Below are 24,365 nucleotides of genomic sequence, written 5' to 3' on the forward strand. Positions count from 1 at the left end.
CCGCGGCGGCTGCAACCTGCGGAGGCCGGCATGGCCGCCGCCGCCGGCGTCGCCGCCAGCAGGGCCGCCGCCAGGGTGACGAACGTTCCGCCGCCGCCGAGGGTGACGATCCAGCCCGGCGCCGCCGTCACCGCCGGCCCCCACACCAGCAGGCCGAGCGTCGCCGCCGCCAGCGCCAGTGCCGCCCCGGCCACCGCCCCCTGGCCCAGGGCGGCGGGGGGGGCGGCCAGCCCGAGGCAGGCCACCGCCAGCAGCAGCAGGGGCGCCGCCGCCACCGCCGCCTCGATGCGCCGGCTCAGGGCCAGGGTCACCAGCAGCCACAGCGCCGCCGGCCCGGCGGTAACCGTCAGCCCCTGCGCCCCCAGTTCGGCAGCCGCCACCGGTCGGCCGGCCAGCGCCCACAGGCAGACGACGGCGAACAGCGCCGCCACCGCCCAGGCCGGCGGCCGGCGGTCCAGCCAGCCGTCGGCCACCGCCCCCAGCAGCAGGCCGCCGAGCATGACGTGCGGCGCCAGATGCAGCACCTCGCCCACCGCCGGCGACAGGCCGCGCGCCCACAGCCACCAGCCGAGGAACCCGGCCACCAGACCGGCGCCGCCCAGCCGCCCGGCCGCCCCGCCGGAGGCCGCCGACAGGCGCAGCACCCCGGCGACGGCAACGGCCACCAGGAAGGGCAGGGCGAGGGACAGGACCATCTCCACCATGGGAACGGATAAACCCTTTGGTCACGAAGGGGTGAATGGACGGCTGCGGCGGCGGTGGCCTAAGGTCGGGCTCCGCCGAGCCTGTACCCAACACCAACCGGCCGCCGGGTTCAACCGGTTCCGCCAGGGCTCTCCGGGAGGAGGATGTCCGCAGCCGTCACGACCGCAGCCGAACGAAGGACCACGACCATGACCCGCCCCTCCGCCTCATCCGCTTCCGCCGCCGGCTCCGGGCCGGGCACCGCCGCTGCCGGCGGGCCGGTCAGCGTGCGCGTGTGGGACCTGCCGACGCGGCTGTTCCACTGGGTGCTGGTGCTGCTGATCGCCGGCCTGTGGTGGACCGGCACCTCCGGCACCCTGCCGCTCGGGCCGCTGGCGGGCGCCTCCATCCTCGGCTGGACGGTGCCGACCGGGCAGATGGCGCAGCACATGCTGATGGGCTATGCGGTGCTGACGCTGGTGATCTGGCGCCTGCTCTATGGCCTGGTGGGGTCGTCCACCTCGCGCTTTGCCGGCTTCGTGCGCGGTCCGGCGGCGGTGATCGCCTACCTGCGCGGTGCCCTCGGCGGCGGCGAGAAGGCGGCGGCGCCGGCGGTGCTCGGCCACAACCCGGCCGGCGGCTGGATGATCCTGGTGCTGCTGGCGGTGCTGGCGGCGCAGGCGACCACCGGCCTGTTCTCCAACGACGACATCTTCACCGACGGCCCGCTGGTGCGGCTGGTCAGCAAGGAAACCAGCGACTCCCTGACCGGCTGGCACAAGAACATCCTGTTCCCGTCGCTGCTGGCGCTCATCGCTCTGCATGTGGCGGCGGCGCTGTTCTATCTGGCGGTCAAGCGCGACAACCTGATCCGCGCCATGGTCACCGGCCGCAAGACCCTGCCCGCCGCCGCCGGCACCACCGCCGTCGGCACCGACGGCCGGCAGGTGCGCTTTGCCTCGCCGCTGGTCGCCGTGGCGGCGCTGGCGGTGGCGGTGACGGTGGTATGGGCGGTGGTGACGCAGCTGTAGGCGTTTCCAGGCAAGACACAATCCATTTCCGGATCGCCGGATTGTTCACCGCAATCCCGAGCGGCATAGTCGGAGGCATGACGGGCGGCGCCCTGCCGCCCACCCCACCCCGATGACCCGGAGATCCGTGCCATGACCGATACCCGCCTTGCCCCCTATGCCGCCCTGCTGCTGCGGCTCACCCTCGGCGTCACCATCCTGGCCCATGGGCTGCTGAAGGTGGTCGTCTTCACCCCCGCCGGCACCGCCCAGTACTTCGGCAGCCTCGGCCTGCCGGCAGCGGCGGCCTATCTGGTGATCTTTGCCGAGGTGGCGGGCGGCATTGCCCTCATCCTCGGCCTGTGGACGCGGCTGGCGGCGCTGCTGCTGGTGCCGGTGCTGCTGGGTGCGCTGTGGGTCCATGCCGGCAACGGCTGGGTGTTCAGCGCTGAGGGCGGCGGCTGGGAGTTTCCCGCCTTCTGGACCATGACCCTGCTGGTGCAGGCGCTGCTGGGGGATGGCGCCCATGCGGTGCGGACGCCGGTGCGGCTGCTCGACCTGGGGGCGGCGCGGACCTGACGGGCTGGCGGCGGCGGCGGCCGGGATCAGGCGGGGAAGGTGTCCGCCGCTTCCCGGCCGCGTCGCAGCAGGGCCTGCAGGATGAACCAGTAGGACCAGAACTTGAGGATGTGCCCGGCGGCGTTGACGATGCCGAAGACGTCGACGTAGAGCGTGAACATCAGCTCCGCCGCCATGGTGCAGAGGATGGAGGCCACCAGCGGCCGCACCACCTCGTCGTCCAGCCGGTGGCGGATGCGGCGCAGCAGCACCAGCCCCCCGGCCAGCAGCACGATCACCGCGTACTCGGTGCCGATCTTGAACGGCGTCAGTCCGGCGCCGTCCACATAGGCGGTGGGGAACCGCCCCTCGACGATCAGCCCGTAGGAGGCGATCGCCAGGGCGCCGTAGATTCCGAAGGCCCATTGGCCGGCGGCGCGGCGGTCCAGCAGCAGCGGCAGGGTGACCAGCACCAGCGCCTCCACCACCCGGCCGGCCAGCCAGAACTGCGTCGAGGCATTGGCGCCGCCCAGCGGGTGCAGGTTCATGCCCTGGTACAGCAGCATGTGCATGAGGTCGAGCAGCGCCACCCAGAAATAGCCGGCCCCGACATAGGACAGCACCGGCGTGGGCGACAGCCGCGACAGCGCGGCGCTGACGAAGAACAGCGACAGCCCGACGCAGACGCAGAACAGCTCCGCCGCGATGTGGAAGGGCAGGTAGCCGAACAGCAGCATGCCCGCCAGCAGGGCCGAGGCCGCGGCCGGCACGAGGGTGCCGCGCGCAAGCGACAGCAGCGGCACCGCAACGGTGCGAACGGGCATGGGCGGCTCCGATGTCCACAATCCGTTCGTGTGATAGCACGGCGGCGGTTGGCCCGGCACTGCCTTTTACGCACCACCGGATACAAAAAGGGCCGGCTCCACAGGAACCGACCCTTTTCGCGGCGTGACCCTTCCGGCTTACTTCGTGCGGAAGTTGTCGTGGCAGGTCTTGCAGGTTTCGCCCACCGCCTGCACGGCCTGGCCGATGGCGGCCTTGTCGCCACCCTGCACGGCGGCCACCAGGGCATCGGCGCGCTCGGACATCATGCCGAGGCCGCCTTCGAACTTGTCCCAGTTCTGCCAGATGTCCGGCTTGGCGGTGGTCTTGACGTTGGAGCCCGAGGTGTCGGTCTTGAAGGCGGCCGGCGACAGCTTGGCAGCGGCGGCGAGGCCAAGGGCGTTGGCTTCCAGCTGCTCGGCGTAGGGCACGTCGCCCTTCAGCACCGCGACGGTGTTCTGCATGTAGGCACCGATGGTCTTCATGTTGTTTTCCCGGTACTTCACCGCCGCTTCATTGGCGGAGGCGGCGACCGGAACGGTAACAACGGCGGCGGCAACCGCCAGCGCGGCGACAAGACGCGACGTCATTTGAATCTCCTCTTGATCCGTTTATTTGGTTTATGAGTTCGCATCAAACGATGCCAAGGCAACTATCTGATCCACTCCCCGGCATCAAGCCACAATTGCGTGATCCCCGTCGGTGACTGAGTCACACGGGGGAGCCATGCCCCCTGGCGGCGGCGCCGCCGCGACCATATACACAGGCAAAGGGGCCGCCGTCGCTTGCCGACCGGCCCCTTTTCGTCCCCGCGCGGCGGCGTCTTGCCAAGGCGCGGGGTCCAGGTTCAGGACAAGGATACCGCCCATGACCAGCACGCTTTCCTCCCTCTGCCTTTTCTGCGGCGCTTCCGTCGGCGACGCCCCGACCTATGCCGACGCCGCCGCGGCGCTCGGCCGGACCATGGCGGCCGACGGGGTTCAGCTGGTCTACGGCGGCGGGCACGTGGGGCTGATGGGCGTGGCGGCGGAAGCGGTGATGGGCGCCGGCGGCCGCGTCGTCGGCTTCATCCCCGAGCACCTGACCCGGCTGGAGGCGGCCTATCAGGGCGCGACGGAGCTGCACGTGGTGGAGAACATGCACGTCCGCAAGCACGCCATGTTCCAGCGCTCCGACGCTTTCGTGGTGTTTCCGGGCGGCTTCGGCACCATGGACGAGACCTTCGAGATCCTCACCTGGCGGCAGCTCGGCATCCACAACAAGCCGGTGATCCTGGCCAACATCGACGGCTATTGGGAGCCGTTCCTGGCCCTGGTCGACCACATGATCGCCCGCCGCTTCGCCCGCGAGGGCCACCGCCAGCTGTTCACGGTGGTCGACACGGTGGAGCGGATTCTCCCCACCATCCGCGCCGAACTGGCCCGCGCCGGGGTCGGCACGGTGGCCGCCGACGCCGATGAACGCCTGTGAATCAGCCCTTTCCGCCGCCCCACCCATACCGCCCGAACGGGCGGGTCTTGCCCAAAGCCGCCGCGGCGTCTATGGTTCGCGCGTCCGCGGCGCACGCATCCGGTAGTGGTCAAACCATAGACATGGGGCGCACCCCATCGGACACCCGAGTTCGTCACCCATCGGGAGAACCGTCAACATGAGCAAGATCAAGGTCAAGAATCCGATTGTCGAGCTGGACGGCGACGAGATGACCCGGATCATCTGGTCCTTCATCAAGGACAAGCTGATCCTGCCGTACCTCGACGTCGACCTGAAATACTACGATCTGTCGGTCGAACACCGTGACGCCACGGATGACCAGGTGACGGTCGATGCCGCCAACGCCATCAAGCAGTACGGCGTCGGCGTGAAGTGCGCCACCATCACCCCCGACGAGCAGCGCGTCGAGGAATTCAAGCTGAAGAAGATGTGGAAGTCGCCGAACGGCACCATCCGCAACATCCTCGACGGCACCGTCTTCCGCGAGCCGATCATCTGCCAGAACGTGCCGCGCTACGTGCCGGGCTGGACCCAGCCGATCGTCATCGGCCGTCATGCCTTCGGTGACCAGTACCGCGCCACCGACTTCAAGGTGCCGGGCAAGGGCACCCTGACCATGAAGTACACCCCGGAAGACGGCGGCGAGCCGGTCGAGTTCGAGGTGTTCAAGTTCCCCGGCGCCGGCGTCGCCATGGGCATGTACAACCTTGATGAGTCCATCAAGGGCTTCGCCCGCGCCTGCTTCAACTACGGCCTGGATCGCGGCTGGCCGGTGTACCTGTCCACCAAGAACACCATCCTGAAGGCCTATGACGGCCGCTTCAAGGATCTGTTCCAGGAGGTCTTCGACACCGAGTTCGCCGATCAGTTCAAGGCCAAGGGCATCACCTACGAACACCGTCTGATCGACGACATGGTCGCCTGCGCCATGAAGTGGTCCGGCGGTTTCGTGTGGGCCTGCAAGAACTACGACGGCGACGTGCAGTCCGACACCGTGGCCCAGGGCTTCGGTTCGCTCGGCCTGATGACCTCGGTGCTGATGTCGCCGGACGGCAAGACCATCGAGGCCGAAGCCGCCCACGGCACCGTCACCCGTCACTACCGCCTGCACCAGCAGGGCAAGGAGACGTCGACCAACCCGATCGCGTCGATCTTCGCCTGGACCCGTGGCCTGAAGTTCCGCGGCAAGTTCGACAACACCCCCGAGGTGGTCGACTTCGCCGAGAAGCTGGAACAGGTGTGCATCGAGTCGGTGGAAGCCGGCTACATGACCAAGGACCTGGCCATCCTGATCGGCCCGGACCAGCCGTGGATGACCACCACCCAGTTCCTGGAAAAGCTGGACGAGAACCTGCGCAAGAAGATGGGCCTCTAAGTCCCATCCTCTCGCCGGATCGCGCGGACGAACCCGCCGGAGCAGTCGCTCCGGCGGGTTTTTCGTTGCGCTAGGCAGGACGCCTAAGCGAAAATGCTCGGAGGACTAGAAGGGGGGTATCTTGAGCAACCAGTGCATGACTGGGATTGAGAGGATAAGGGTTGAGCTAGAAAAAACAGGGTATCCTCTTGAGTTGCGTTGCAACAGGTTGTTTCGCAATCAGGAGTGGTTCACGCTGGATCATCCTTATTATCTCGATGCCGACGAGAATAAGGGGCGTGAGATCGATGCGTTTATTCTAAAAAACTTCGTTCAAGAAAATGATAAGAAAGTATTTAATCTTAATATTGCACTATCTGTGGAGATAAAGAAGTCAGCAAGCAAGCCTTGGGTTGTGTTGACGGATGACTCAAGTGGGTCTCCTCCAGAGTCCGTGATACATGCCACTTTGGCGAGGCTTCATATCCAAGAGATCTGGTTTCGTGAGCTCCTAGATAACCATCATCTCAAAAGATTTAAGAGAACCGGGCGATCAGCATGCCAAGCTTATTTATCGGGTCAAGAGTCAGAATTTAATGATAAGAAGAAGGCAAATGACCCATCGCGCAATCATCAAACGTTCAACGCTTTTGTGTCCTGCTTTAAGGCGGCTAGCGAGTTGCAGAAGCATCAGCAAGGGCAAAATAACCAAGACCTGTGGACGAAGGAGAGTAAGAAATCATACTTCTGCGGGATATCTCATGGGCTTGTTGTTGTTCAAGGCGGCCTCTATGAGGCTTATATAGATTCGTATGGAGAAATGATTATAGAAGAGAAGAGTCATATCCCGTACATATTTAACTACGTATCCGAAAAGTATGCCTATAAAAGCCTCCTAGTGGATATAGTGCACTTTGACAATCTTGAGCTTTATCTTTCAGACTACACGAGCTGGGGGAACGAGTGCGCTAAGTGGGGGCTTTCTCAGCTATAAACTAACTTCCTCCGCCGCCTTCTCGCCGCGCACGGCGGCGATGCGGGCGGGGTCCATGAGGCCGAGGCCGGCGGCGTGCTCGGCCATGGCCACGGTGTCGTCGGCCAGCACCAGGACGGCGCCGTGGCGGGCCGCTTCCGCCGCCATGGCCCGAACCTCCTCGGCGCGGGCGGAGGTGCCGGAGACGTTGCGGATGTACACCGCCCGCACCCGGTCGCCATGGCGGGCGACGATGCGGCGGTAGACCTCGGGGTCGTGCTGGCCGCTGTCGCCGATCAGCACCACCGGCAGGTCGCGGTAGATCTCCAGCATGTGGTCGATGAGGCTTTCCTTGTGGTCCTCCGCCTTGCGCGGCAGCGGGCTGGTCCACCGCAGGCCCCATTCGCGCAGGAACAGGATCGGCCCGACCGGAATGGCGTTGCGGCGGAAGAACTCGTCCAGCACGTCGTAGATGCCCCACGGCGCCCGGCTGACGTAGAGCATGGGGTTGCCCTCCCGCCCGCCGGTGCCGTCGTGCAGGGCGCGGTAGAAGGCGGAGACGCCGGGGAAGGCGGTGCGCCGCCCGGCCCCCTGCACGAACAGCCGCCACAGCATGGCCGCCACGTTGGCGACGCCGGTGACCATGACGGTGTCGTCGATGTCGCTGATGACCACCTGGCGGCAGTCAGCCGGCGGGATGTAGACGGCCGCCGTCGCCTCCACCCGTTCCGGCGCCTCCAGGGTCAGGGCGACGCTGTGCCAGCCGCCGGGCTCGGGCAGCGGCGCCGGCAGGGTCAGGTGGAGGCGGAAATAGCCGTCGGGGTCGGTGCGCACCCGCCGGGTGCAGCCGGCGAAGCGGGCGACCACCGGCGCATCGGCCACCGCCCGTCGCGCCACCCGCCGGCCGACGTCGTGCAGCAGGCGGCCCAGCGTCATCAGGCCGCCGCGCGGCGTCGGGCTCTGGTGGAAGACGCGGCCGATGAGGAACACCTCGGTGGCCGAGCCGTAGCCGCGATAGGGCTGCACCACCACGCCGCCGCGCCCCTGCGCCCGCCGCACCGGCCGCCCGGCCACCCGCAGCAACCGCCGCGCCGCCTTGCCGGGAAGGGAAACCGCCCTGCCGAACCGCATGTCCGCTCCGCTCCGTCCTGCCAGAAAGAAAGCCCGTCTCCAGGGGAAACGGGCTTTCGGCGGCAATCGTTTCGGGCGGCGGCGCCCGGCCGGTCAGATCAGGCCGGCCAGCGGGCTCGACGGGTCGGCATACATCTTCTTCGGCATGCGGCCCGCCTGGTAGGACAGGCGCCCGGCCTCCACCGCCAGCTTCATGGCCCGCGCCATCCTGATCGGGTCCCTGGCGGCGGCGATGGCGGTGTTCATGAGCACGCCGTCACACCCCAGTTCCATGGCCACGGCGGCGTCGGAGGCGGTGCCGACGCCGGCATCCACCAGCACCGGCACGGAGAGGCTTTCCTTGATGAGGCGGATGTTCACCGGGTTCATGATGCCGAGGCCGGAGCCGATGAGCGAGCCCAGCGGCATGACGGCGACGCAGCCCATGTCTTCCAGCCGCTTGGCGACGATGGGGTCGTCGTTGGTGTAGACCATCACCTTGAAGCCGTCCTTGATGAGGGCTTCGGCGGCGGCCAGCGTCTCGGTGATGTTGGGGTAGAGGGTCTTCTGGTCGCCCAGCACCTCCAGCTTCACCAGATCCCAGCCGCCGGCCTCGCGGGCGAGGCGCAGGGTGCGCACGGCGTCCTGGGCGGTGTAGCAGCCGGCGGTGTTGGGCAGGTAGGTGTAGACCTTGGGGTCGACGTAATCCACCAGCATGGGCTGGCTCGGGTCCGACACGTTCACCCGCCGCACGGCGACGGTGACGATCTCGGCGCCGCTGGCCTCGATGGCGAGGCGGGTTTCCTCGAAGTCCTTGTACTTGCCGGTGCCGACCAGCAGGCGGGAGCGGAAGGTGCGGTCGGCGACCACGAAGGTGTCGTCGGCGCCCTGCGCCGGCACCCGGTCGCCGTCGGGCAGGCCGCCGCCGATGAAGTGGACGATCTCCAGCCGGTCGCCGTCGGCCACCGGGGTGGCGCCGAAGGCCGACTTGGGCACGATCTCCAGATTGCGTTCCACCGCCACCTTGCGCGGGTCGATGCCGAGGCTGGTCAGCAGTCCCTCGACGGTGGTGGGGGTGGACAGCGGGCGGGCTTCGCCGTTGATGGTCACCTGCATCGGGCAGTGGTCTCTGAACAGAGGGGACGGAACGTGGCGAGAGTATGGGGCGACGGCGCGCATCCCGCAACCGCGAGAACGCCGCCCGGCCTCGGCTCGCGCAACATAATGTCGCGGGCGCGGCGGGCGGTATGGGGCGCCATGGGTGCGTTTTCCGGCGGTTCTCGTGCGATTGCCATGCGTATGGCGCATGACAGGGCACCCTGCCGCCAATCCAGGCGTTGCCAGCACGGGCCGCCTGCTATAGGACTAGGCTTTACTTTCATTGCGGCAACTGGCGACGGCAAACGCGCGCGTGTCCCCCACCGTCTTCATCCTGAACGGACCCAACCTCAACCTGCTGGGCACCCGGCAGCCGGAGGTCTATGGCCGCGAGACGCTGGCCGACATCCGCCACCTGTGCGAAGAACACGCCACCGGCCTCGGCCTTGGCGTCGATTTCCGCCAGACCAACCACGAGGGGGAACTGGTGACCTGGGTGCAGGAGGCGCGCACCGCCGCCGCCGGCCTCATCGTCAATGCCGCCGCCTATACCCATACCTCCGTCGCCCTGCTCGACGCCCTGCTGGCGGTCGACCGGCCGGTGGTGGAGGTCCACCTTTCGAACATCCACAAGCGCGAGCCCTTCCGGCACCATTCCTATGTGTCCAAGGCCGCCCACGGCATGATCTGCGGGTTCGGGTCCCACGGCTATGTGCTGGCGCTGGACGCCGTCGCCCGCCTCATTCGAAGCCAGAAAGAGAAGAGCTAGATGAGCAGCAAGCCCTTGATCGACAGCGCCGCGGTCCGCGACCTGGCGACCCTGCTGGACGAGACCGGCCTGACCGAAATCGAATACGAGACGGAAAACGTCCGTATCCGCGTCGGCCGCGCCGCGCCGCAGGCGGTCTATGCCGCCGGTCCGGCCATGGCCGCCCCGGCCGCGGCGCCGGTCGCCGCCGCCCCCGCCGCCGCCGTGGCGGTGGAAGACGTGTCCAAGCACCCCGGGGCCGTCACCAGCCCGATGGTCGGCGTGCTCTACACCGCCGCCGAGCCGGGCTCGCCGGAATTCGTGACCGAAGGCGCCAAGGTGAGCGTGGGCCAGACCCTGTTCCTCATCGAAGCCATGAAGACCTTCAACCCGGTGCGCGCGCCGAAGGCCGGCACGGTCACCCGCATTCTGGTCGGCAACGCCCAGGCCGTCGAATTCGGCGAGCCGCTGTGCGTGATCGAGTGAGTGCCCAGACGGGGATAAGCATGTTCGACAAGGTCCTTATCGCCAACCGCGGCGAGATCGCCCTGCGCATCCACCGCGCCTGCCGCGAGATGGGCATCAAGACGGTGGCGGTGCATTCCACCGCCGACGCCAATGCCATGCACGTGCGCCTGGCGGATGAAAGCGTCTGCATCGGCCCCGCCCCGGCCCGCGAAAGCTACCTCAACCGTGCCGCCATCCTGTCGGCGGCGACCATCACCGGGGCGGATGCCATCCACCCCGGCTACGGCTTCCTGTCGGAAAACGCCGACTTCGCCGAGATGGTGCAGGACCACGGCTTCGCCTGGATCGGCCCGTCGCCGGAACACATCCGCCTGATGGGCGACAAGGTCACCGCCAAGAAGGCCGCCATCGAAAGCGGCCTGCCGGTGGTGCCCGGCAGCCCCGGCGCCGTCGACACCGCCGAAGACGCCAAGGAGATCGCCGAGCAGATCGGCTACCCGGTGCTCATCAAGGCCTCGGCCGGCGGCGGCGGTCGCGGCATGAAGGTGGCGCGCGACGCCTCGGAACTGCTGGAGGCCTGGTCCACCGCCCGCACCGAGGCGCAGGCGGCCTTCGGCAACCCCGAAGTCTACATGGAAAAGTACCTGGGCCAGCCGCGCCACATCGAGATCCAGGTGCTCGGCGACCATTACGGCAACGTGGTGCACCTGGGCGAGCGCGACTGCTCGCTGCAGCGCAAGCACCAGAAGGTGCTGGAAGAGGCGCCGTCGCCGGCCCTCAACGCCGACCAGCGGGCCGCCATCGGCAAGGTCGCCGTCGACGCCATGAAGACCCTTGGCTACCGCAATGCCGGCACCATCGAGTTCCTGTACGAGAACGGCGAGTTCTTCTTCATCGAGATGAACACCCGCCTGCAGGTGGAACACCCGGTCACCGAGAGCATCACCGGCATCGACCTGGTGCGCGAGCAGATCCGCATCGCCGCCGGCGCGCCGCTGGGCTACACCCAGGACGACGTGGTCATCTCCGGCCATGCCATCGAGTGCCGCATCAACGCCGAAGACCCGGAAACCTTCACCCCCAACCCCGGCAAGGTGGTGGGCTACCACGCGCCCGGCGGCCTGGGCGTGCGGGTGGACTCCGGCCTCTATGCCGGCCTGTCGATCCCGCCGCACTACGACAGCATGATCGCCAAGCTGGTGGTCTACGGCTCCAGCCGCACCGAATGCCTGATGCGGCTGAAGCGGGCGCTGGGCGAGTACGTCGTCGACGGCGTGAAGACCACCATCCCGCTGCACCAGCGGCTGATGGACGTGCCGGACTTCCAGAACGGCGCCTACGACATCCGCTGGCTGGAAAAGTTTGTCGCCGGCGAGCTGTGATCGCGGGTAGCATCAGGCGGGGCCGCGGGGCCCCGCCATCCGGCTGAAAGGGGGCAGCGGCGGTTGACAGAGCTTCCGGTCACCCCAGACCTGCTTCTGCGCGCCTATGCCAGCGGCGTGTTCCCCATGGCGCGGTCGCGCGGCGGGCGGACGCTGTACTGGGTTGATCCCGACGACCGCGGCATCATCCCGCTGGACGGTTTCCACGCCCCCAAGTCGCTGCTGAAGACGGTGAAGCGCGGCGTGTTCGAGGTGAAGGTGGACACCGCCTTCCGCGCCGTCATGGAAGGCTGCGCCGCCCCCGGCCCCGGCCGCAGCGACACCTGGATCAACGACACCATCCTGAAGCTGTTCTGCCAGCTGCACGACATGGGCTATGCCCACAGCGTCGAGTGCTGGCGCAACGGCGCCCTGGTGGGTGGGCTCTACGGCCTGCAGCTAGGGGCGGCGTTCTTCGGGGAAAGCATGTTCTCGCGCGAGACCGACGCCAGCAAGGTGGCGCTCTGCCATCTGGTGGCGCGGCTGATCGGCGGCGGTTTCGTGCTGCTCGACACCCAGTTCATCACCGACCACCTGCAGCGCTTCGGCGCCATGGAGATCCCCCGCCTGCAGTACCACAGCCTGCTGTCGGAGGCGCTGCGGCGGCAGGCGCGATTTGACGGCGATTATCCGGTGGGGCTGGTGTCGTCGCTGCTCAGGCAGTCGAGCACCCAGACGTCGTAGACCGGGTGTTCCATGGCCGAGAGGGCAGGGCTGGAGGCGAACATCCAGCCACGGAACACCTCCTTGGCCGGGCCGCCGGGCTCCAGTTCCACGATGTCGAGGAAGGCCGCCGACTCGGGCGTTTCCTCCGGCGGCCGGTAGCGGCAGGCGCGCACCAGGATTTCCAGGTTGCCGATGCGGGTCTTCTGGCCGACCGGCGCCGTCACGGTGGTGACGCGCGCCGTCACCTTGTCCAGCCACTGCAGCACCGCCTTGTCGCCATCCAGGTCTTCCGCCGCGGCCGGGGCCGCCAGGGCCAGGCAGGCGACGGCGGCCGCCAGGGCACCGGCTGCGGTGACGCGGCGGCGGCGGAACGACGGCGACGGCGAGGACGGCGACGGCAAGACCTTCATGACCCCTGTCCGGTAAGGCGCGGTTACTGCTGCGGCGGCTGAGCCGCCCCCTGGGCCGAGGGCGACTGGGTGGCGAGGAAGATGATCTCGCCCACCAGGTCTTCCATGGACTGGAAATCCTCGGTCCTGGTGATGGTGCCGCCGGAATCGAGCATTTCCGTGGCAGACCCCGGCTGCAGGCGCACATACTTGCCGCCCAGCAGGCCGTCGGAGACGATGGTGGCGGTGCTGTCGGCGGGCAGCCGCACGTCGGGGACGATGGTCATCACCACCAGGGCGTTGAAGGTGTCGCGGTCAAGCCGCTGCTCCACCACCGAGCCGACCTTGATGCCGGACACGCGCACGTCCGATCCCACCTGCAGGTCGCCGGTCTTGGTGAACACCGCCTTCAGCGGGTAGCCCTGCACCGGGCGGATGTCGGCCATGGAATAGGCGAAGGCCAGGAACAGGCCGGCCACCACCAGCACCACCGCGCCCAGGATGGTCTCGATCGGATTGCGTCCCATGGGGTGCCTCGTCTCCCTGTCCTGCGGGCTCAGTCGGTCAGCGACGGGAACGGGCTGGCGCCCGGCGGGGCCGCCGTGCCGGCCGGACCCCCGCCGCCGGCATCCGCGTCTGCGTCGCCGTTCTCGCCCTCGGCCGCCGGAGCGGCCGGGGTCATGATGTCGCCGGCGGGGGTCCCGCCGCCGCCGCCATGGCCGCCGGCCTCGGCGGCGGCGCGGGCGGCCTTGGCGCGGGCCACCACGGCGGTCAGCAGTTCTTCCAGAATGACGGCATCCTGGGTGTAGGCGATGCGGTCGCCGTCGCCCAGCATGTCGTCGCTGCCGCCGGGCTGCAGCTCGATGTACTTGTTGCCGAACAGGCCGTCGGTTTCGATGATGGCGGCGCTGTCGTCGGGCAGTTCCAGGTCGCGGCGCACGCCCAGCAGCACTTCCGCCTTGTAGCGGTCGGTGAGGCGCATGTCGGCCACCACGCCCACCGGCACCCCCGCCATGCGCACGGCGGCGCCTTCGCGCAGGCCGTCGGTGCGGTTGAACTGGGCGATCAGGGTGATGCCGCCGCCGTTCTCCGCCCGCCGTTCGTGACGCTGCACGAAATTATAGGCGAGCAGCGCCCCGACGACGGCGACCGTCACGAGACCGAACAGCGTTTCCTTGGACCGGCTGAACATGATGATCAGGCGCCGCTTCCGGGCGCAGCCGGCTCCCTCAGGAGCCGGGCGTCCAGGCCTCGTAGTCGCCGGTGCCCTTGGCGCGCTGGCCGCCGCGGCGGTCGTCGCCCTTGGGCACGTAGGCGTTCACCGTGCCCGACAGGTTGGGCAGGTGTTCCTTCATCCACGGCTTCTTCTGGTCGATCTTGATCGGCTCGTCGACCGTGTAGTGCAGCCAGGCGTGCCACTCGGGCGGCACCTTGGAGGCCTCGATCTTGCCGTTGTAGAGAACCCAGCGCCGGCGGCGGCCGGACTTCGGCTGACGGCGCTCCTGGAAGTAGCGGTTGCCGTACTGGTCCTTGCCGACAAACTCACCCTTCAGCCAGGTGAGGAACAGGGTCCCGGTAATCATGTCTCGGTCGCTCCGGAGCAAACGATGCGGACGTCGCCGGGGCCGATGCCGGGTGCGGCGGCGGCCCCCTTGTCTATCTGGTGCGGCTACGCCCGCGCGGCGAGGCCGGGGCGAAAACCGAGGCCGCACTATGGCGCAGATGTCGCCCTGCGTCCAGCATGCATGGCCGGCTGTGACCGGCGTCACTATCAGCCACTACATCTTGTGGTCCAATCCGCTCTGCGCCGATGTCCACAGCTGTGGATAACAACCGCCGCCGCCCGCGGCGGGCCGGGACTCGGCGCAGGGCCTTGCGTTGGCCGCCATTGCGCAGCCTCGTCCCCCGATCTGTCCACATGGCATACGAGATGTGGTATGACCTTGGCCAAATGAGACACAAAATCATGTTGCCGTGGCTATGACCTTCGCCTAGTCTCGGTGCCCGTCGCCCGGGGGCCGGTCTGGCTCCCTCGCGCTGCACCTCGGCACCCGGAACGGGGCTTCCGGACGCCGGCATGGGCCGCAGACGCGCTGCCAGCACGCTACATATAGGGGAGCATCGACATGCAGATCCGTCGCCTGTTCACACAGGAAGGGCAGTCGCCCTATGCGGACATCGCGTTCCGGCGCACCACCAGCGAGATCCGCAACCCGGATGGATCGGTGGTGTTCAAGGCCGACGGTATCGAGGTTCCCGCCGACTGGTCGCAGGTCGCCAGCGACGTGCTGGCCCAGAAGTACTTCCGCAAGGCCGGCGTTCCCGCCGTGCTGAAGCCGGTGAAGGAAGACGACGTGCCGGAATGGCTGTGGCGCCGGGAGGCCGACGCCAAGGCCCTCGCCAAGCTGCCGGAAGACGAGCGCAACGGCGGCGAGACCACCGCCCGCCAGGTGTTCGACCGTCTGGCCGGCACCTGGACCTACTGGGGCTGGAAGGGCGGCTATTTCGACTCGGAGGGCGACGCGCGCGCCTTCTTCGACGAAATGCGCTTCATGCTGTGCACCCAGATGGGCGCCCCCAACAGCCCGCAGTGGTTCAACACCGGCCTGCACTGGGCCTATGGCATCGACGGTCCGGCCCAGGGCCATTCCTATGTCGACTTCAAGACCGGCAAGCTGGTGAAGTCGCGCTCCGCCTATGAACACCCGCAGCCGCACGCCTGCTTCATCCAGTCCATCGAGGACGATCTGGTGAACGAAGGCGGCATCATGGACCTGTGGGTGCGCGAGGCGCGCCTGTTCAAGTACGGCTCCGGCACCGGCACCAACTTCTCCCACCTGCGCGGCGAGGGCGAGCGGCTGGCCGGCGGCGGCAAGTCTTCCGGCCTGATGAGCTTCCTGAAGATCGGCGACCGCGCCGCCGGGGCCATCAAGTCGGGCGGCACCACCCGCCGCGCCGCCAAGATGGTCATCGTCAACGTCGACCACCCCGACATCGAGGCCTTCATCGACTGGAAGGCGCGCGAGGAACGCAAGGTGGCGGCGCTGGTCACCGGCTCCAAGACCTGCGGCCTGCACCTGAACGCGGTGCTGAAGGCGACCACCGAATGGGACGGCGCCGCCGACGGCGAAGACCGCTTCGACCCCAAGCTCAACAAGGCGCTGAAGAAGGCCATCATCGCCGCCCGCAAGGCGCTGGTGCCGGAAAACTACATCCAGCGCGTGATGCAGTTCGCCCGCCAGGGCTACACCGCCATCGAGTTCGAGAGCTACGACACCGACTGGGACTCGGAAGCCTACCTGACCGTTTCGGGCCAGAACTCCAACAACTCGGTCCGCATCACCAACGACTTCCTTGAGGCGGTCACCCGCGACGAGGACTGGCAGCTCACCGCCCGCACCACCGGCAAGGTCACCAAGACCCTGAAGGCCAAGGAGCTGTGGGAGAAGATCGCCGAGGCGGCATGGTCCTGCGCCGATCCCGGCCTGCAGTTCGACACCACCATCAACGAGTGGCACACCTGCCCGGCGTCCGGCCCCATCAACGGCTCCAACCCGTGTTCGGAGTACATGTTCCTCGACGACACGGCGTGCAACCTGGCCAGCCTCAACCTGCTGACCTTCCGAAACGATGACGGCAGCTTCGACGTCGCCGCCTTCGAGCACGCCTGCCGCCTGTGGACGGTGGTGCTGGAAGTGTCGGTGCTGATGGCGCAGTTCCCGTCGGACCGCATCGCCGAACTGTCCTACCGCTTCCGCACCCTCGGCCTCGGCTACGCCAACATCGGCGGCCTGCTGATGGCCAACGGCATCCCCTACGACAGCGACGCCGGCCGCGCCATCTGCGGCGCCATCTCCGCCCTGATGACCGGCGTGTCCTATGCCACCTCCGCCGAGATGGCGGAGGAACTGGGCGCCTTCCCCGGCTATGCCGACAACCGCGAGGGCATGCTGCGGGTCATCCGCAACCACCGCCGCGCTGCCCATGGCGAGCACCACGGCTACGAGGGCCTGTCGGTGAAGCCGGTGGCCCTGAACGGCGCCCACTGCCCGCAGGCCGATCTGGTTGCCGCCGCCGCCGCCGCCTGGGATCGCGCTCTGGAGCTGGGCAGCGCGCACGGCTTCCGCAACGCCCAGGTTTCGGTGATCGCGCCGACCGGCACCATCGGCCTGGTGATGGACTGCGACACCACCGGCATCGAGCCCGACTTCGCCCTGGTGAAGTTCAAGAAACTGGCCGGCGGCGGCTACTTCAAGATCATCAACCGGCTGGTGCCGACGGCGCTGCGCACCCTCGGTTACGACGAGGCGGCGGTTCAGGGCATCATCGACTATGCGGTCGGCCACGGCACCCTGGCCGGCGCCCCGCACATCAACCACGACTCGCTGCGCGCCAAGGGCTTCGGGCCGGAGCAGCTGGGCAAGCTGGAACAGAACCTCGCCAGCGCCTTCGACATCAAGTTCGTGTTCAACAAGTGGACGCTCGGCGAAGACTTCTGCCGCGAGGTGCTGGGCTTCACCGACGCGCAGCTGGACGACTACGCCTTCGACATGCTGAAGGCGCTGGGCTTCAGCCGCGATCAGGTGGAGGCCGCCAACACCTTCGTCTGCGGCGCCATGACGGTGGAAGGCGCCCCGGGCCTGAAGGCCGAGCACCTGCCGGTGTTCGACTGCGCCAACCCCTGCGGCCGCATCGGCAAGCGCTACCTGTCGGCGGAAAGCCACATCCGCATGATGGCGGCGGCGCAGCCCTTCATCACCGGCGCCATCTCCAAGACCATCAACATGCCGAACTCCGCCACGGTGGAGGACTGCAAGAAGGCCTACATGCTGTCGTGGCAGCTGGGTCTGAAGGCCAATGCGCTGTACCGCGACGGCTCCAAGCTGTCGCAGCCGCTGTCGTCGGCCCTGCTTGACGACCTGCCGGAGGAGGAGGACGACGAGGCCGCCGAGGCCGTGCCGGTCACCTTCGCCGAGAAGGTTGCGGCGGCGCCGAACCCGGTGCAGCGGGCCGAGATGGTGGCCGAGAAGATCATCGAGCGCTACACCGCCCAGCGCCGCCGCATGCCGGACCGCCGCAAGGGCTACACCCAGAAGGCGGTGGTGGGCGGCCACAAGGTCTACCTGCGCACCGGCGAATATGAAGACGGCAAGCTCGGCGAGATCTTCATCGACATGCACAAGGAAGGGGCCGCCTTCCGCTCGCTGATGAACAACTTCGCCATCGCCGTCTCCATCGGCCTGCAGTACGGCGTGCCGCTGGAGGAATACGTCGAGGCCTTCACCTTCACCCGCTTCGAGCCCTCGGGCATGGTGGAGGGCAATGCCGCCATCAAGATGGCGACTTCCATCATCGACTACCTGTTCCGCGAGCTGGCGATCAGCTACCTCGGCCGCAATGAACTGGCCCACGTCGACCCCGCCAACATCGGCCACGACGTCATGGGCGGCGGCCACAACGAGGGCGACATCGACGAGTGGGGCGACGTCGCCTACCAGCGCGGCATTTCCAAGGGCTACGTGCGCTCCAACCTCTATGTGCTGAGCAAGGGCGGCGAGCGCGGCGACAACCTGACGGTCACCGCCCGCGCCACCGGCACCGACGGCCACGGCCACACGGTGACGGCGGGCGCGACGGCGAGCATCTCGACCGCCGGCGCCTCGGCCTCGGCGGTGGCGGGCAGCATCGCCGCCGGCCGCGACCGCCAGATCGCCCAGGCCCGCATGAAGGGGTACGAGGGCGACAGCTGCCCGGAATGCGGCAACTTCACCCTGGTCCGCAACGGCACCTGCCTGAAGTGCGACAGCTGCGGCGCCACGACCGGGTGTTCGTGAGGGCGATCACCCCCCGCCTGACGGGGCAGTGAGAAGCTTCCAGCTTGAACGACAGCCGTGGCGCATGGTTCACCCCATGCGGCACGGCCTTTGTCTGGGGGGATGTCAGCCCATCAGCGTGCCGTGCGGCGGCATCGGCTCGGGAACCGGCTCACCGGCGGCGGCCATCTCTGCCACGGCCTGACGGACGAGGGTCCGAATGCCACGAACGGCCTCGCCCTCGGCTTCGTCCAGCCACGACAGGCCGGGGAACTCGGCGCACGTCCCCACGAATTCCTCATCCTCAGCCGACCATCCCACCCGATACGTGTACGGATCGACCATCGGCGTCATCCTTGCCCTGGTGGATAGACGAGGCCCCTCACACCCCGCCGGGGCGGGCGGCGGTGAGTTCAACCACCAGGGCGCCGAGGCCGGGGGTGGGGACCGTCACGCGCAGCGGCACCGGCACGTCCAGGCCGAAGGCGTCTCCCGGGGCCAGCAGGACGTCGGCGGCCACCTCGCGGCGGTTGTTCTTCCATTTGCGGGAGGTGCCGCCCAGTGTTTCGTAGCGGACGTCGGCGCGCCAGCCGGCGCCGCGGAAGGCGGCGGCCTCCACATCGGTCTCGGCCAGGGCGTCCACTGACAGACGGTAGAGGCGGCGGCCGTCGTAGACCGTCACCGGCCGGTCGACGCTGCCGTCGCGGGCAACGGCGGCGACCAGGTGCAGCACCGCCGACAGCGGGTCGATGCTGCCTTCGGTCAGGCGCGGCGGGATGGGGTCGCGCTCGTCGGCCTCGGGCGGCGGCTGCACCACCGCCTGCGGGGCGGCGCTGCCGGCTTCGGGCGGCCAGGTGACGGCGGCCAGGCGGGCCTCGCCGCGCCAGGTGCTGTCGCTGCGGAAGGCCTGCGGGGCCGCCGAGCCCTCATCCAGCCGGCCGGTGGTGCCGGACTCGCTGGTGAAGGCGGTGAAGGTGCCGAGCAGCCCGCCCGCCACCACCGAGGAGCGCAGGCGATAGGCGCCGTCGCCGATGCCCTCCGGCAGGTCGAGGGCGAATTCCCCCTCCGCCACGTCGAAGCCGCCGAGCCGCACCTGATAGGTCAGCACGGCGTCGTAGGCGGCGGCCGGCGCGGGGGCCGCCACCAGGGCGGCAAGGGCCAGGGCGAGCGGCAGGGCGGCGACGGAAGCGGAGCGGGGACCGGGCGGGCGCATGCGGTATCCTCCTGCAGCGGCTGCGGCGGTGGTCGTTGCCCCTCCATATGGTCCCGGCGGCGGCTGCCGCCAACCCTTACGCCCGCCGGCCCTCAGCCGGCGCGGTGGCGGTGCAGCAGCGGCAGGTAGGGGCCGACGCGCAGCAGGAAGGTGACCAGCGTGGCCATCAGGCGGTCGGCGGTCATCGGCGGGTCTAGCATTTCGCGGCTGCCGACCACGATGCGGCGGTCGCGGGTGATGTGGACCACGGGCCCCAGATCCTCGCGCATGGCCTCGACGATCCGCTTCAGGTTGGCGTAGGCCTGCGGCGCGTCGGCGGCATAGGGCAGGGCGCCCATGTCGGCGGCGATGCGCACGCGGGCGCCATCGGCGTCGTGGCGGTAGCGGGCCACGAAGTCGGTGTCCTGCCAGCGGAAGCGGAAGTGCTGGGTGGTGCGGTCCTGCTGGGCGACCATGGTGCCGTCGGCCGCCACGCTGACGTGGCGCAGCCGCATGGGCAGCCCGGCCTGATCGATTCTCACCTTGGTCATGGGATGATGTCGGCCCTTGTCTGGCGGCGGCGGGGGCCCACTCTACCACCGCCCGCGCCGGCTTCGCCACGGCATTGAAAAAACCGCCTTACGGGCAATCCCGGCGCGGGGTAAGGTCGCAACGGCCACCGGCCGCGCGCCGTTTTCTGTCTTCGATTGGAGGCCCTGTTCCCGTGACCACCGAGTTCAACGTTTCCTGGCGCCGCTACCTGCTGCCGCCGCTGCATCCCGAAGGTCCGATGTTCGTGGCGATCTTCGCCGTCATCGGCCTGCTGCTGTGGTGGGCGTGGGCGCCGCTGGGCATCGTCGGCGCCCTGCTGACCGTGTGGTGCTTCTACTTCTTCCGCGACCCCGACCGCTCCACCCCCATCCGCGAGGGGCTGATCATCACTCCGGCGAGCGGCATCGTCAGCCTGATCAGCCATGTGCCGCCGCCCCGCCAGCTGGACATGGGCGAGGAACCGCGCTGGCGCGTTTCGGTGTTCATGAGCGTGTTCGACTGCCACGTGAACCGCGTGCCGGCCGGCGGCATCGTGAAGAAGATCGTCTACGTGCCGGGCAAGTTCGTCAACGCCAGCCTGGACAAGGCCAGCGAGGACAACGAGCGCAACCTGGTGCGGCTGGAAATGCACGATGGCCGCGACATCGCCTTCGTGCAGATCGCCGGCCTGGTGGCCCGCCGCATCCGCTGCGACGCCCGCGAGGGCCAGAAGTTCCGCACCGGCGAACGCTACGGCCTGATCCGCTTCGGCAGCCGGCTGGACATCTACCTGCCGCCGGGCGTCGAGCCGCTGGTCACCCTCGGCCAGTCGTGCGTGTCGGGCGAGACGGTGATCGCCGATGCGCTGTCCGATGAAAAGCGCCGCGAAGGGGAGGCCCGCTGACCTCATGCTCGCTCCGAACCGTCGTCCCCGCCTGCGGGCGCTGCCGATCAACAAGATGATCCCCAACATGGTGACCCTGCTGGCGCTGGCCGCGGGGCTCACCTCCATCCGCTACGGCCTGCGCGGCGAGTTCGAGCGGGCGGTGGTGGCGATCATCCTGGCGGGCATCCTGGACGGCCTGGACGGGCGCATCGCCCGCATGCTGCGCGGGACGACCAAGTTCGGGGCGGAGCTGGACAGCCTGTCCGATTTCCTGTCGTTCGGCGTGGCGCCGGCCATGCTGCTCTACCTGTGGACCATGAACGATGCCGGCGGCCTGGGCTGGGCGCTGGTGCTGCTGTTCGCCACCTGCTCCGCCCTGCGTCTGGCGCGCTTCAACACCATGCTGGGCGAGCCGGAGCCGCCGGCGTGGTCGCGCAACTACTTCGTCGGCGTGCCGGCGCCGGCGGCGGCCTTCCTGGCGTTGCTGCCCATGATGCTGAGCTTCCAGCTTGGCCCCACCGTCTTCGCCCAGCCGGTGCTGGTGGCGGTGTTCATGGTCGGCGTCGGTCTGCTGATGGTCAGCCGCATGCCCACCTACAGCTTCAAGCGGGTGCAGATCCCGCGCCGCATGGCGCTGCCGCTGATGATCGTCGTCGGCCTGCTGGCGGCCTTCCTGGTCACCAACCCGTGGACGACGCTGTCGGTGGTGGGGCTGGTCTATCTCGCCACCCTGCCGCTGGCCTGGCGCAGCTACCACCGCCTGAAGGCCAAGAGCCGCCTTGCCGAGCTGGAGGAACAGGGCAGCCTGCCGCTGGAACCGGGCACCACCGACGGCACCGTCGCCGCCGATGCCGCCGTCGCCCCGGACGGCGCCGAGACCGCATCCTCCGACAGCGCCGACCGGCCGCCGCCGAGTCGCAGCTGAGCCGGCGCCGACGCGGCCGATGGTTGCGACGCCCGTCGCACTTCGCGCCGCAGAACGCCGATCGCCTCCCACTTCCCATCCATTCTGCGCCGCCCGCCCGGAGACATGTCCGGTGCGGGCGGTTTCCGTTCGCGCCTGTCCCGGCGCATCTAGCCATGCGGAAAGTGGAAATCTGCCATGCGTCCTTTTGCGTGTAGTCTTGCCCGGTCTGGCCGCAAGTCCATGTTTTCGCTGCCGTCTTTCTGCGTTTTCATGCAATTTGAGCGGAGTGACGCTGTGCCCGGGTCTTGACGAAAGTCATCCTTTGGAAGTGGTTCTGCCTCATACTGCCGGAACACCCACAAGGTCGGAGACGGAGGACGAGCCTCCCTGGCATCCGGCTTGCTGGCCTCGGTCCGATCACCGGCGGAGGCCATCAAGCCTGCCCTGCTGCCGGGCCTTGTGTCTGCGCCGCCACCGGGCGGCCCGTACCGGAGAGACCACCATGTCCCTGTTCGCCCGCCTTCGGATCGGCACCAAGATGCTGCTGGTCATCGGCCTGATGTCGCTGGTTGCCATCACCATCGCCGCCACCGGCTCCACCGGGATCAACCGCCTTGCCTACGACGCGCGCGAGCTGAACGTCGCCGGTACGGAAATGCGGGAAAGCGCCCGCCTCGGCCGCAACATCATCGAGCTGAACCGGGTCGAGTTCGCCCTGGCGGCCGACCCCACCACCCACCGCGACGGCCGTGCCGAAGCCGACGGCATCATGAAGGAACTCACCGACCGTCTGGCGGCGCTCAAGGCCTCCGCCGACGACGACCAGCGGCAGCTGCTGTCGCGGGTGGAAGACCGCCTGCAGGCCTACATCGTCGAGCTGGAAGACTCCTTCAAGGTCGCCTCCGAGGCGGCGGCGCAGGTGGTGGTGTCCGAGGCCCAGCGCAAGGTGCTGACCTCGGTCGAGAACAGCAAGGTGGCCGCCACGGCGCTGCGCCAGCAGGTGCTGGAATACACCAACTACACCACCGCCAAGGGCGACGGCCTCAGCGCTGCCGCGATGAAGGACTCGTCGTTCTTCTCCACCGTCATGATCACCGTCGCGATCATCGGCGTGGTGCTGGGCTTCGCCGGCGGCCTGATGGTGTCGCGCTTCGGCATCGTGCGGCCCATCGACCGCATCGTCGAAGTGCTGCGTGAACTCTCCGGCGGCAACCTGCGGGTGACCGTGTTCGGCACCGACCGCAAGGACGAGATCGGCGACATCGCCCACGCCACCCTGGTGTTCCAGCAGAACATGCTGCGCACCAAGGAGATGGAGGAAGAGGCCCGCCAGACCGAACTGCGCAACGCCGAGGAACGCAAGCGCGCCATGAACGCCATGGCCGACACCTTCGAAACCACGGTCAACGGCATCGTCGAGGCGGTGTCCTCCGCCGCCACCGAACTGCAGTCGAGCGCCGAGAGCATGTCGGCCATGGCCGAGGAAACCTCCCGCCAGTCCACCGCCGTCGCCGCCGCCTCGGAACAGGCCACCACCAACGTGCAGACCGTGGCCAGCGCCGCTGACGAACTGTCGGCCTCCATCACCGAAATCTCGCGCCGCGTCGCCGACGCCAGCCAGATCTCGCAGGACGCCAACCGTCAGGCCGAGGCCGCCGTCGCCGAAGTGCAGGGCCTGGCCGAAGCCTCCGGTCGCATCGGCGAAGTGGTGAGCCTGATCACCGACATCGCCGACCAGACCAACCTGCTGGCGCTGAACGCCACCATTGAGGCCGCCCGCGCCGGCGATGCTGGCAAGGGCTTCGCCGTGGTCGCCAACGAGGTGAAGGCCCTGGCCAACCAGACCTCGCGCGCCACCGACGAGATCAGCGGCCAGATCCAGGCGGTGCAGCAGGCCACCCGCCACGCCAGCGCCACCATCGACACCATCGGCAAGACCATCCGGCGCCTGAACGAGATTTCCACCTCCGTCGCCTCGGCGGTGGAAGAGCAGAACGCCGCCACGCAGGAAATCGCCCGCAACGTCGATCAGGCCGCCAGCGGCACCCGCGAGGTCTCGTCCAACATCGACGGCGTCCGTCAGGCCGCCGGCGAGAGCGGCGCCGCCGCCCATCAGGTGCTGTCGTCGGCCGGCGAGCTGTCGCGGCAGGCGAGCGTCCTGAAGACCCAGGTGCGCGAGTTCATCGCCACCGTCCGGGCGGCGTGACCCGACAGCCGGGGGCGTTGCACTGCTGCCCTGCCGGC

General features: G+C 68.5%; 25 protein-coding genes. 13 read left to right on the forward strand and 12 right to left on the reverse strand.

What is annotated here, in order from left to right; genetic code table 11:
• Positions 1-704 (reverse strand): hypothetical protein (locus tag ABD056_RS16595; RefSeq protein WP_343868408.1); only part of this gene is annotated, 704 nt, incomplete at its 3' end.
• Positions 705-893: 189 nt separating this feature from the next.
• Between ABD056_RS16595 and ABD056_RS16600 the strand changes: the two genes are divergently transcribed.
• Together ABD056_RS16600 and ABD056_RS16605 are read left to right on the forward strand one after the other, a co-directional pair.
• Positions 894-1,715, forward strand: a complete 822-nt coding sequence (locus ABD056_RS16600; RefSeq protein WP_343868410.1) for a cytochrome b/b6 domain-containing protein — start codon at positions 894-896, stop codon at positions 1,713-1,715.
• 132 nt (positions 1,716-1,847) lie between these two features.
• Complete coding sequence (locus ABD056_RS16605) at positions 1,848-2,273, forward strand: DoxX family protein (protein ID WP_343868412.1); 426 nt, start codon at positions 1,848-1,850, stop codon at positions 2,271-2,273.
• A gap of 26 nt (positions 2,274-2,299) precedes the next feature.
• On the opposite strand, the gene ABD056_RS16610 is transcribed toward ABD056_RS16605, so the two are convergent.
• Positions 2,300-3,076 carry a membrane-associated sensor domain-containing protein gene (locus ABD056_RS16610; protein WP_343868414.1) on the reverse strand — a complete coding sequence of 259 codons (777 nt, stop codon included), beginning with the start codon at positions 3,074-3,076 and terminating at the stop codon, positions 2,300-2,302.
• A 138-nt stretch (positions 3,077-3,214) separates the two neighbouring features.
• On the reverse strand, positions 3,215-3,664 hold the full coding sequence (locus ABD056_RS16615; protein WP_343868416.1) for a c-type cytochrome: 450 nt from the start codon (positions 3,662-3,664) through the stop codon (positions 3,215-3,217).
• A gap of 277 nt (positions 3,665-3,941) precedes the next feature.
• Here ABD056_RS16615 and ABD056_RS16620 point away from each other — a divergent pair, with 277 nt between their 5' ends.
• The 3 genes from ABD056_RS16620 to ABD056_RS16630 all read left to right on the forward strand — a co-directional run bounded on the left by ABD056_RS16620 (position 3,942) and on the right by ABD056_RS16630 (position 6,913).
• Positions 3,942-4,544: an LOG family protein gene (locus tag ABD056_RS16620; RefSeq protein ID WP_343868419.1), complete on the forward strand. Its 603-nt coding sequence runs from the start codon at positions 3,942-3,944 to the stop codon at positions 4,542-4,544.
• Positions 4,545-4,722: 178 nt separating this feature from the next.
• Positions 4,723-5,940, forward strand: a complete 1,218-nt coding sequence (locus tag ABD056_RS16625) for an NADP-dependent isocitrate dehydrogenase (protein WP_343868421.1) — start codon at positions 4,723-4,725, stop codon at positions 5,938-5,940.
• Positions 5,941-6,076: 136 nt separating this feature from the next.
• Positions 6,077-6,913, forward strand: coding sequence for a hypothetical protein (locus tag ABD056_RS16630; RefSeq protein WP_343868423.1), 837 nt, complete (start codon positions 6,077-6,079; stop codon positions 6,911-6,913).
• Here the strand turns inward: ABD056_RS16630 and ABD056_RS16635 are convergent.
• Both ABD056_RS16635 and thiS read right to left on the reverse strand, forming a co-directional pair.
• A complete protein-coding gene (locus ABD056_RS16635) occupies positions 6,908-8,023 on the reverse strand; it encodes an App1 family protein phosphatidate phosphatase (RefSeq protein ID WP_343868425.1) in 1,116 nt (371 codons plus the stop codon). The genes ABD056_RS16630 and ABD056_RS16635 overlap by 6 nt on opposite strands.
• A 93-nt stretch (positions 8,024-8,116) precedes the next feature.
• Positions 8,117-9,118: a sulfur carrier protein ThiS gene (gene thiS / locus ABD056_RS16640; RefSeq protein WP_343868427.1), complete on the reverse strand. Its 1,002-nt coding sequence runs from the start codon at positions 9,116-9,118 to the stop codon at positions 8,117-8,119.
• Positions 9,119-9,413: 295 nt separating this feature from the next.
• Between thiS and aroQ the strand changes: the two genes are divergently transcribed.
• The 4 genes from aroQ to aat all read left to right on the forward strand — a co-directional run bounded on the left by aroQ (position 9,414) and on the right by aat (position 12,421).
• Entirely contained in the window at positions 9,414-9,869 is a 456-nt protein-coding gene (gene aroQ / locus ABD056_RS16645; protein ID WP_343868429.1) for a type II 3-dehydroquinate dehydratase, read from the forward strand.
• On the forward strand, positions 9,870-10,334 hold the full coding sequence (gene accB / locus ABD056_RS16650) for an acetyl-CoA carboxylase biotin carboxyl carrier protein (protein WP_343868430.1): 465 nt from the start codon (positions 9,870-9,872) through the stop codon (positions 10,332-10,334).
• Positions 10,335-10,354: 20 nt separating this feature from the next.
• The gene (gene accC, locus ABD056_RS16655) at positions 10,355-11,698 is read left to right on the forward strand and encodes an acetyl-CoA carboxylase biotin carboxylase subunit (protein WP_343868433.1); all 1,344 of its coding nucleotides are present in this window, start codon (positions 10,355-10,357) and stop codon (positions 11,696-11,698) included.
• A 63-nt stretch (positions 11,699-11,761) separates the two neighbouring features.
• Positions 11,762-12,421: a leucyl/phenylalanyl-tRNA--protein transferase gene (gene aat, locus ABD056_RS16660; protein ID WP_343868435.1), complete on the forward strand. Its 660-nt coding sequence runs from the start codon at positions 11,762-11,764 to the stop codon at positions 12,419-12,421.
• On the opposite strand, the gene ABD056_RS16665 is transcribed toward aat, so the two are convergent.
• From ABD056_RS16665 to ABD056_RS16680, 4 genes are read right to left on the reverse strand one after another with little or no spacing between them, the layout of a single operon-like run.
• Positions 12,364-12,813: a DUF2155 domain-containing protein gene (locus tag ABD056_RS16665; protein WP_343868436.1), complete on the reverse strand. Its 450-nt coding sequence runs from the start codon at positions 12,811-12,813 to the stop codon at positions 12,364-12,366. The genes aat and ABD056_RS16665 overlap by 58 nt on opposite strands.
• Before the next feature lie 23 nt (positions 12,814-12,836).
• Positions 12,837-13,319 carry an MlaD family protein gene (locus ABD056_RS16670; RefSeq protein WP_343868438.1) on the reverse strand — a complete coding sequence of 161 codons (483 nt, stop codon included), beginning with the start codon at positions 13,317-13,319 and terminating at the stop codon, positions 12,837-12,839.
• A gap of 29 nt (positions 13,320-13,348) precedes the next feature.
• The gene (locus ABD056_RS16675; RefSeq protein ID WP_343868439.1) at positions 13,349-13,984 is read right to left on the reverse strand and encodes an MlaD family protein; all 636 of its coding nucleotides are present in this window, start codon (positions 13,982-13,984) and stop codon (positions 13,349-13,351) included.
• 37 nt (positions 13,985-14,021) lie between these two features.
• On the reverse strand, positions 14,022-14,375 hold the full coding sequence (locus ABD056_RS16680; RefSeq protein WP_343868442.1) for an NADH:ubiquinone oxidoreductase subunit NDUFA12: 354 nt from the start codon (positions 14,373-14,375) through the stop codon (positions 14,022-14,024).
• Positions 14,376-14,918: 543 nt separating this feature from the next.
• Here ABD056_RS16680 and ABD056_RS16685 point away from each other — a divergent pair.
• Entirely contained in the window at positions 14,919-18,626 is a 3,708-nt protein-coding gene (locus ABD056_RS16685; RefSeq protein WP_343868443.1) for a vitamin B12-dependent ribonucleotide reductase, read from the forward strand.
• Positions 18,627-18,731: 105 nt separating this feature from the next.
• Here ABD056_RS16685 and ABD056_RS16690 read toward each other — a convergent pair whose 3' ends face one another.
• From ABD056_RS16690 to ABD056_RS16700, 3 genes are all read right to left on the reverse strand, one after another.
• The gene (locus ABD056_RS16690; RefSeq protein WP_343868445.1) at positions 18,732-18,950 is read right to left on the reverse strand and encodes a hypothetical protein; all 219 of its coding nucleotides are present in this window, start codon (positions 18,948-18,950) and stop codon (positions 18,732-18,734) included.
• A 37-nt stretch (positions 18,951-18,987) separates the two neighbouring features.
• Positions 18,988-19,818, reverse strand: coding sequence for a DUF3108 domain-containing protein (locus ABD056_RS16695; protein ID WP_343868447.1), 831 nt, complete (start codon positions 19,816-19,818; stop codon positions 18,988-18,990).
• Between the two features lie 92 nt (positions 19,819-19,910).
• Complete coding sequence (locus tag ABD056_RS16700) at positions 19,911-20,348, reverse strand: hypothetical protein (RefSeq protein WP_343868450.1); 438 nt, start codon at positions 20,346-20,348, stop codon at positions 19,911-19,913.
• 173 nt (positions 20,349-20,521) lie between these two features.
• Between ABD056_RS16700 and ABD056_RS16705 the strand changes: the two genes are divergently transcribed.
• From ABD056_RS16705 to ABD056_RS16715, 3 genes are all read left to right on the forward strand, one after another.
• Positions 20,522-21,232 carry a phosphatidylserine decarboxylase gene (locus ABD056_RS16705; RefSeq protein ID WP_343868453.1) on the forward strand — a complete coding sequence of 237 codons (711 nt, stop codon included), beginning with the start codon at positions 20,522-20,524 and terminating at the stop codon, positions 21,230-21,232.
• Between the two features lie 4 nt (positions 21,233-21,236).
• Positions 21,237-22,139, forward strand: coding sequence for a CDP-diacylglycerol--serine O-phosphatidyltransferase (gene pssA / locus ABD056_RS16710; protein ID WP_343868455.1), 903 nt, complete (start codon positions 21,237-21,239; stop codon positions 22,137-22,139).
• A 484-nt stretch (positions 22,140-22,623) separates the two neighbouring features.
• Positions 22,624-24,327, forward strand: a complete 1,704-nt coding sequence (locus ABD056_RS16715; protein ID WP_343868456.1) for a methyl-accepting chemotaxis protein — start codon at positions 22,624-22,626, stop codon at positions 24,325-24,327.
• The last annotated feature ends 38 nt before the right edge of the window (positions 24,328-24,365 follow it).

It is taken from the genome of Caenispirillum bisanense (assembly GCF_039523075.1).
In the GTDB taxonomy this organism is placed as follows: domain Bacteria; phylum Pseudomonadota; class Alphaproteobacteria; order Rhodospirillales; family Rhodospirillaceae; genus Caenispirillum; species Caenispirillum bisanense.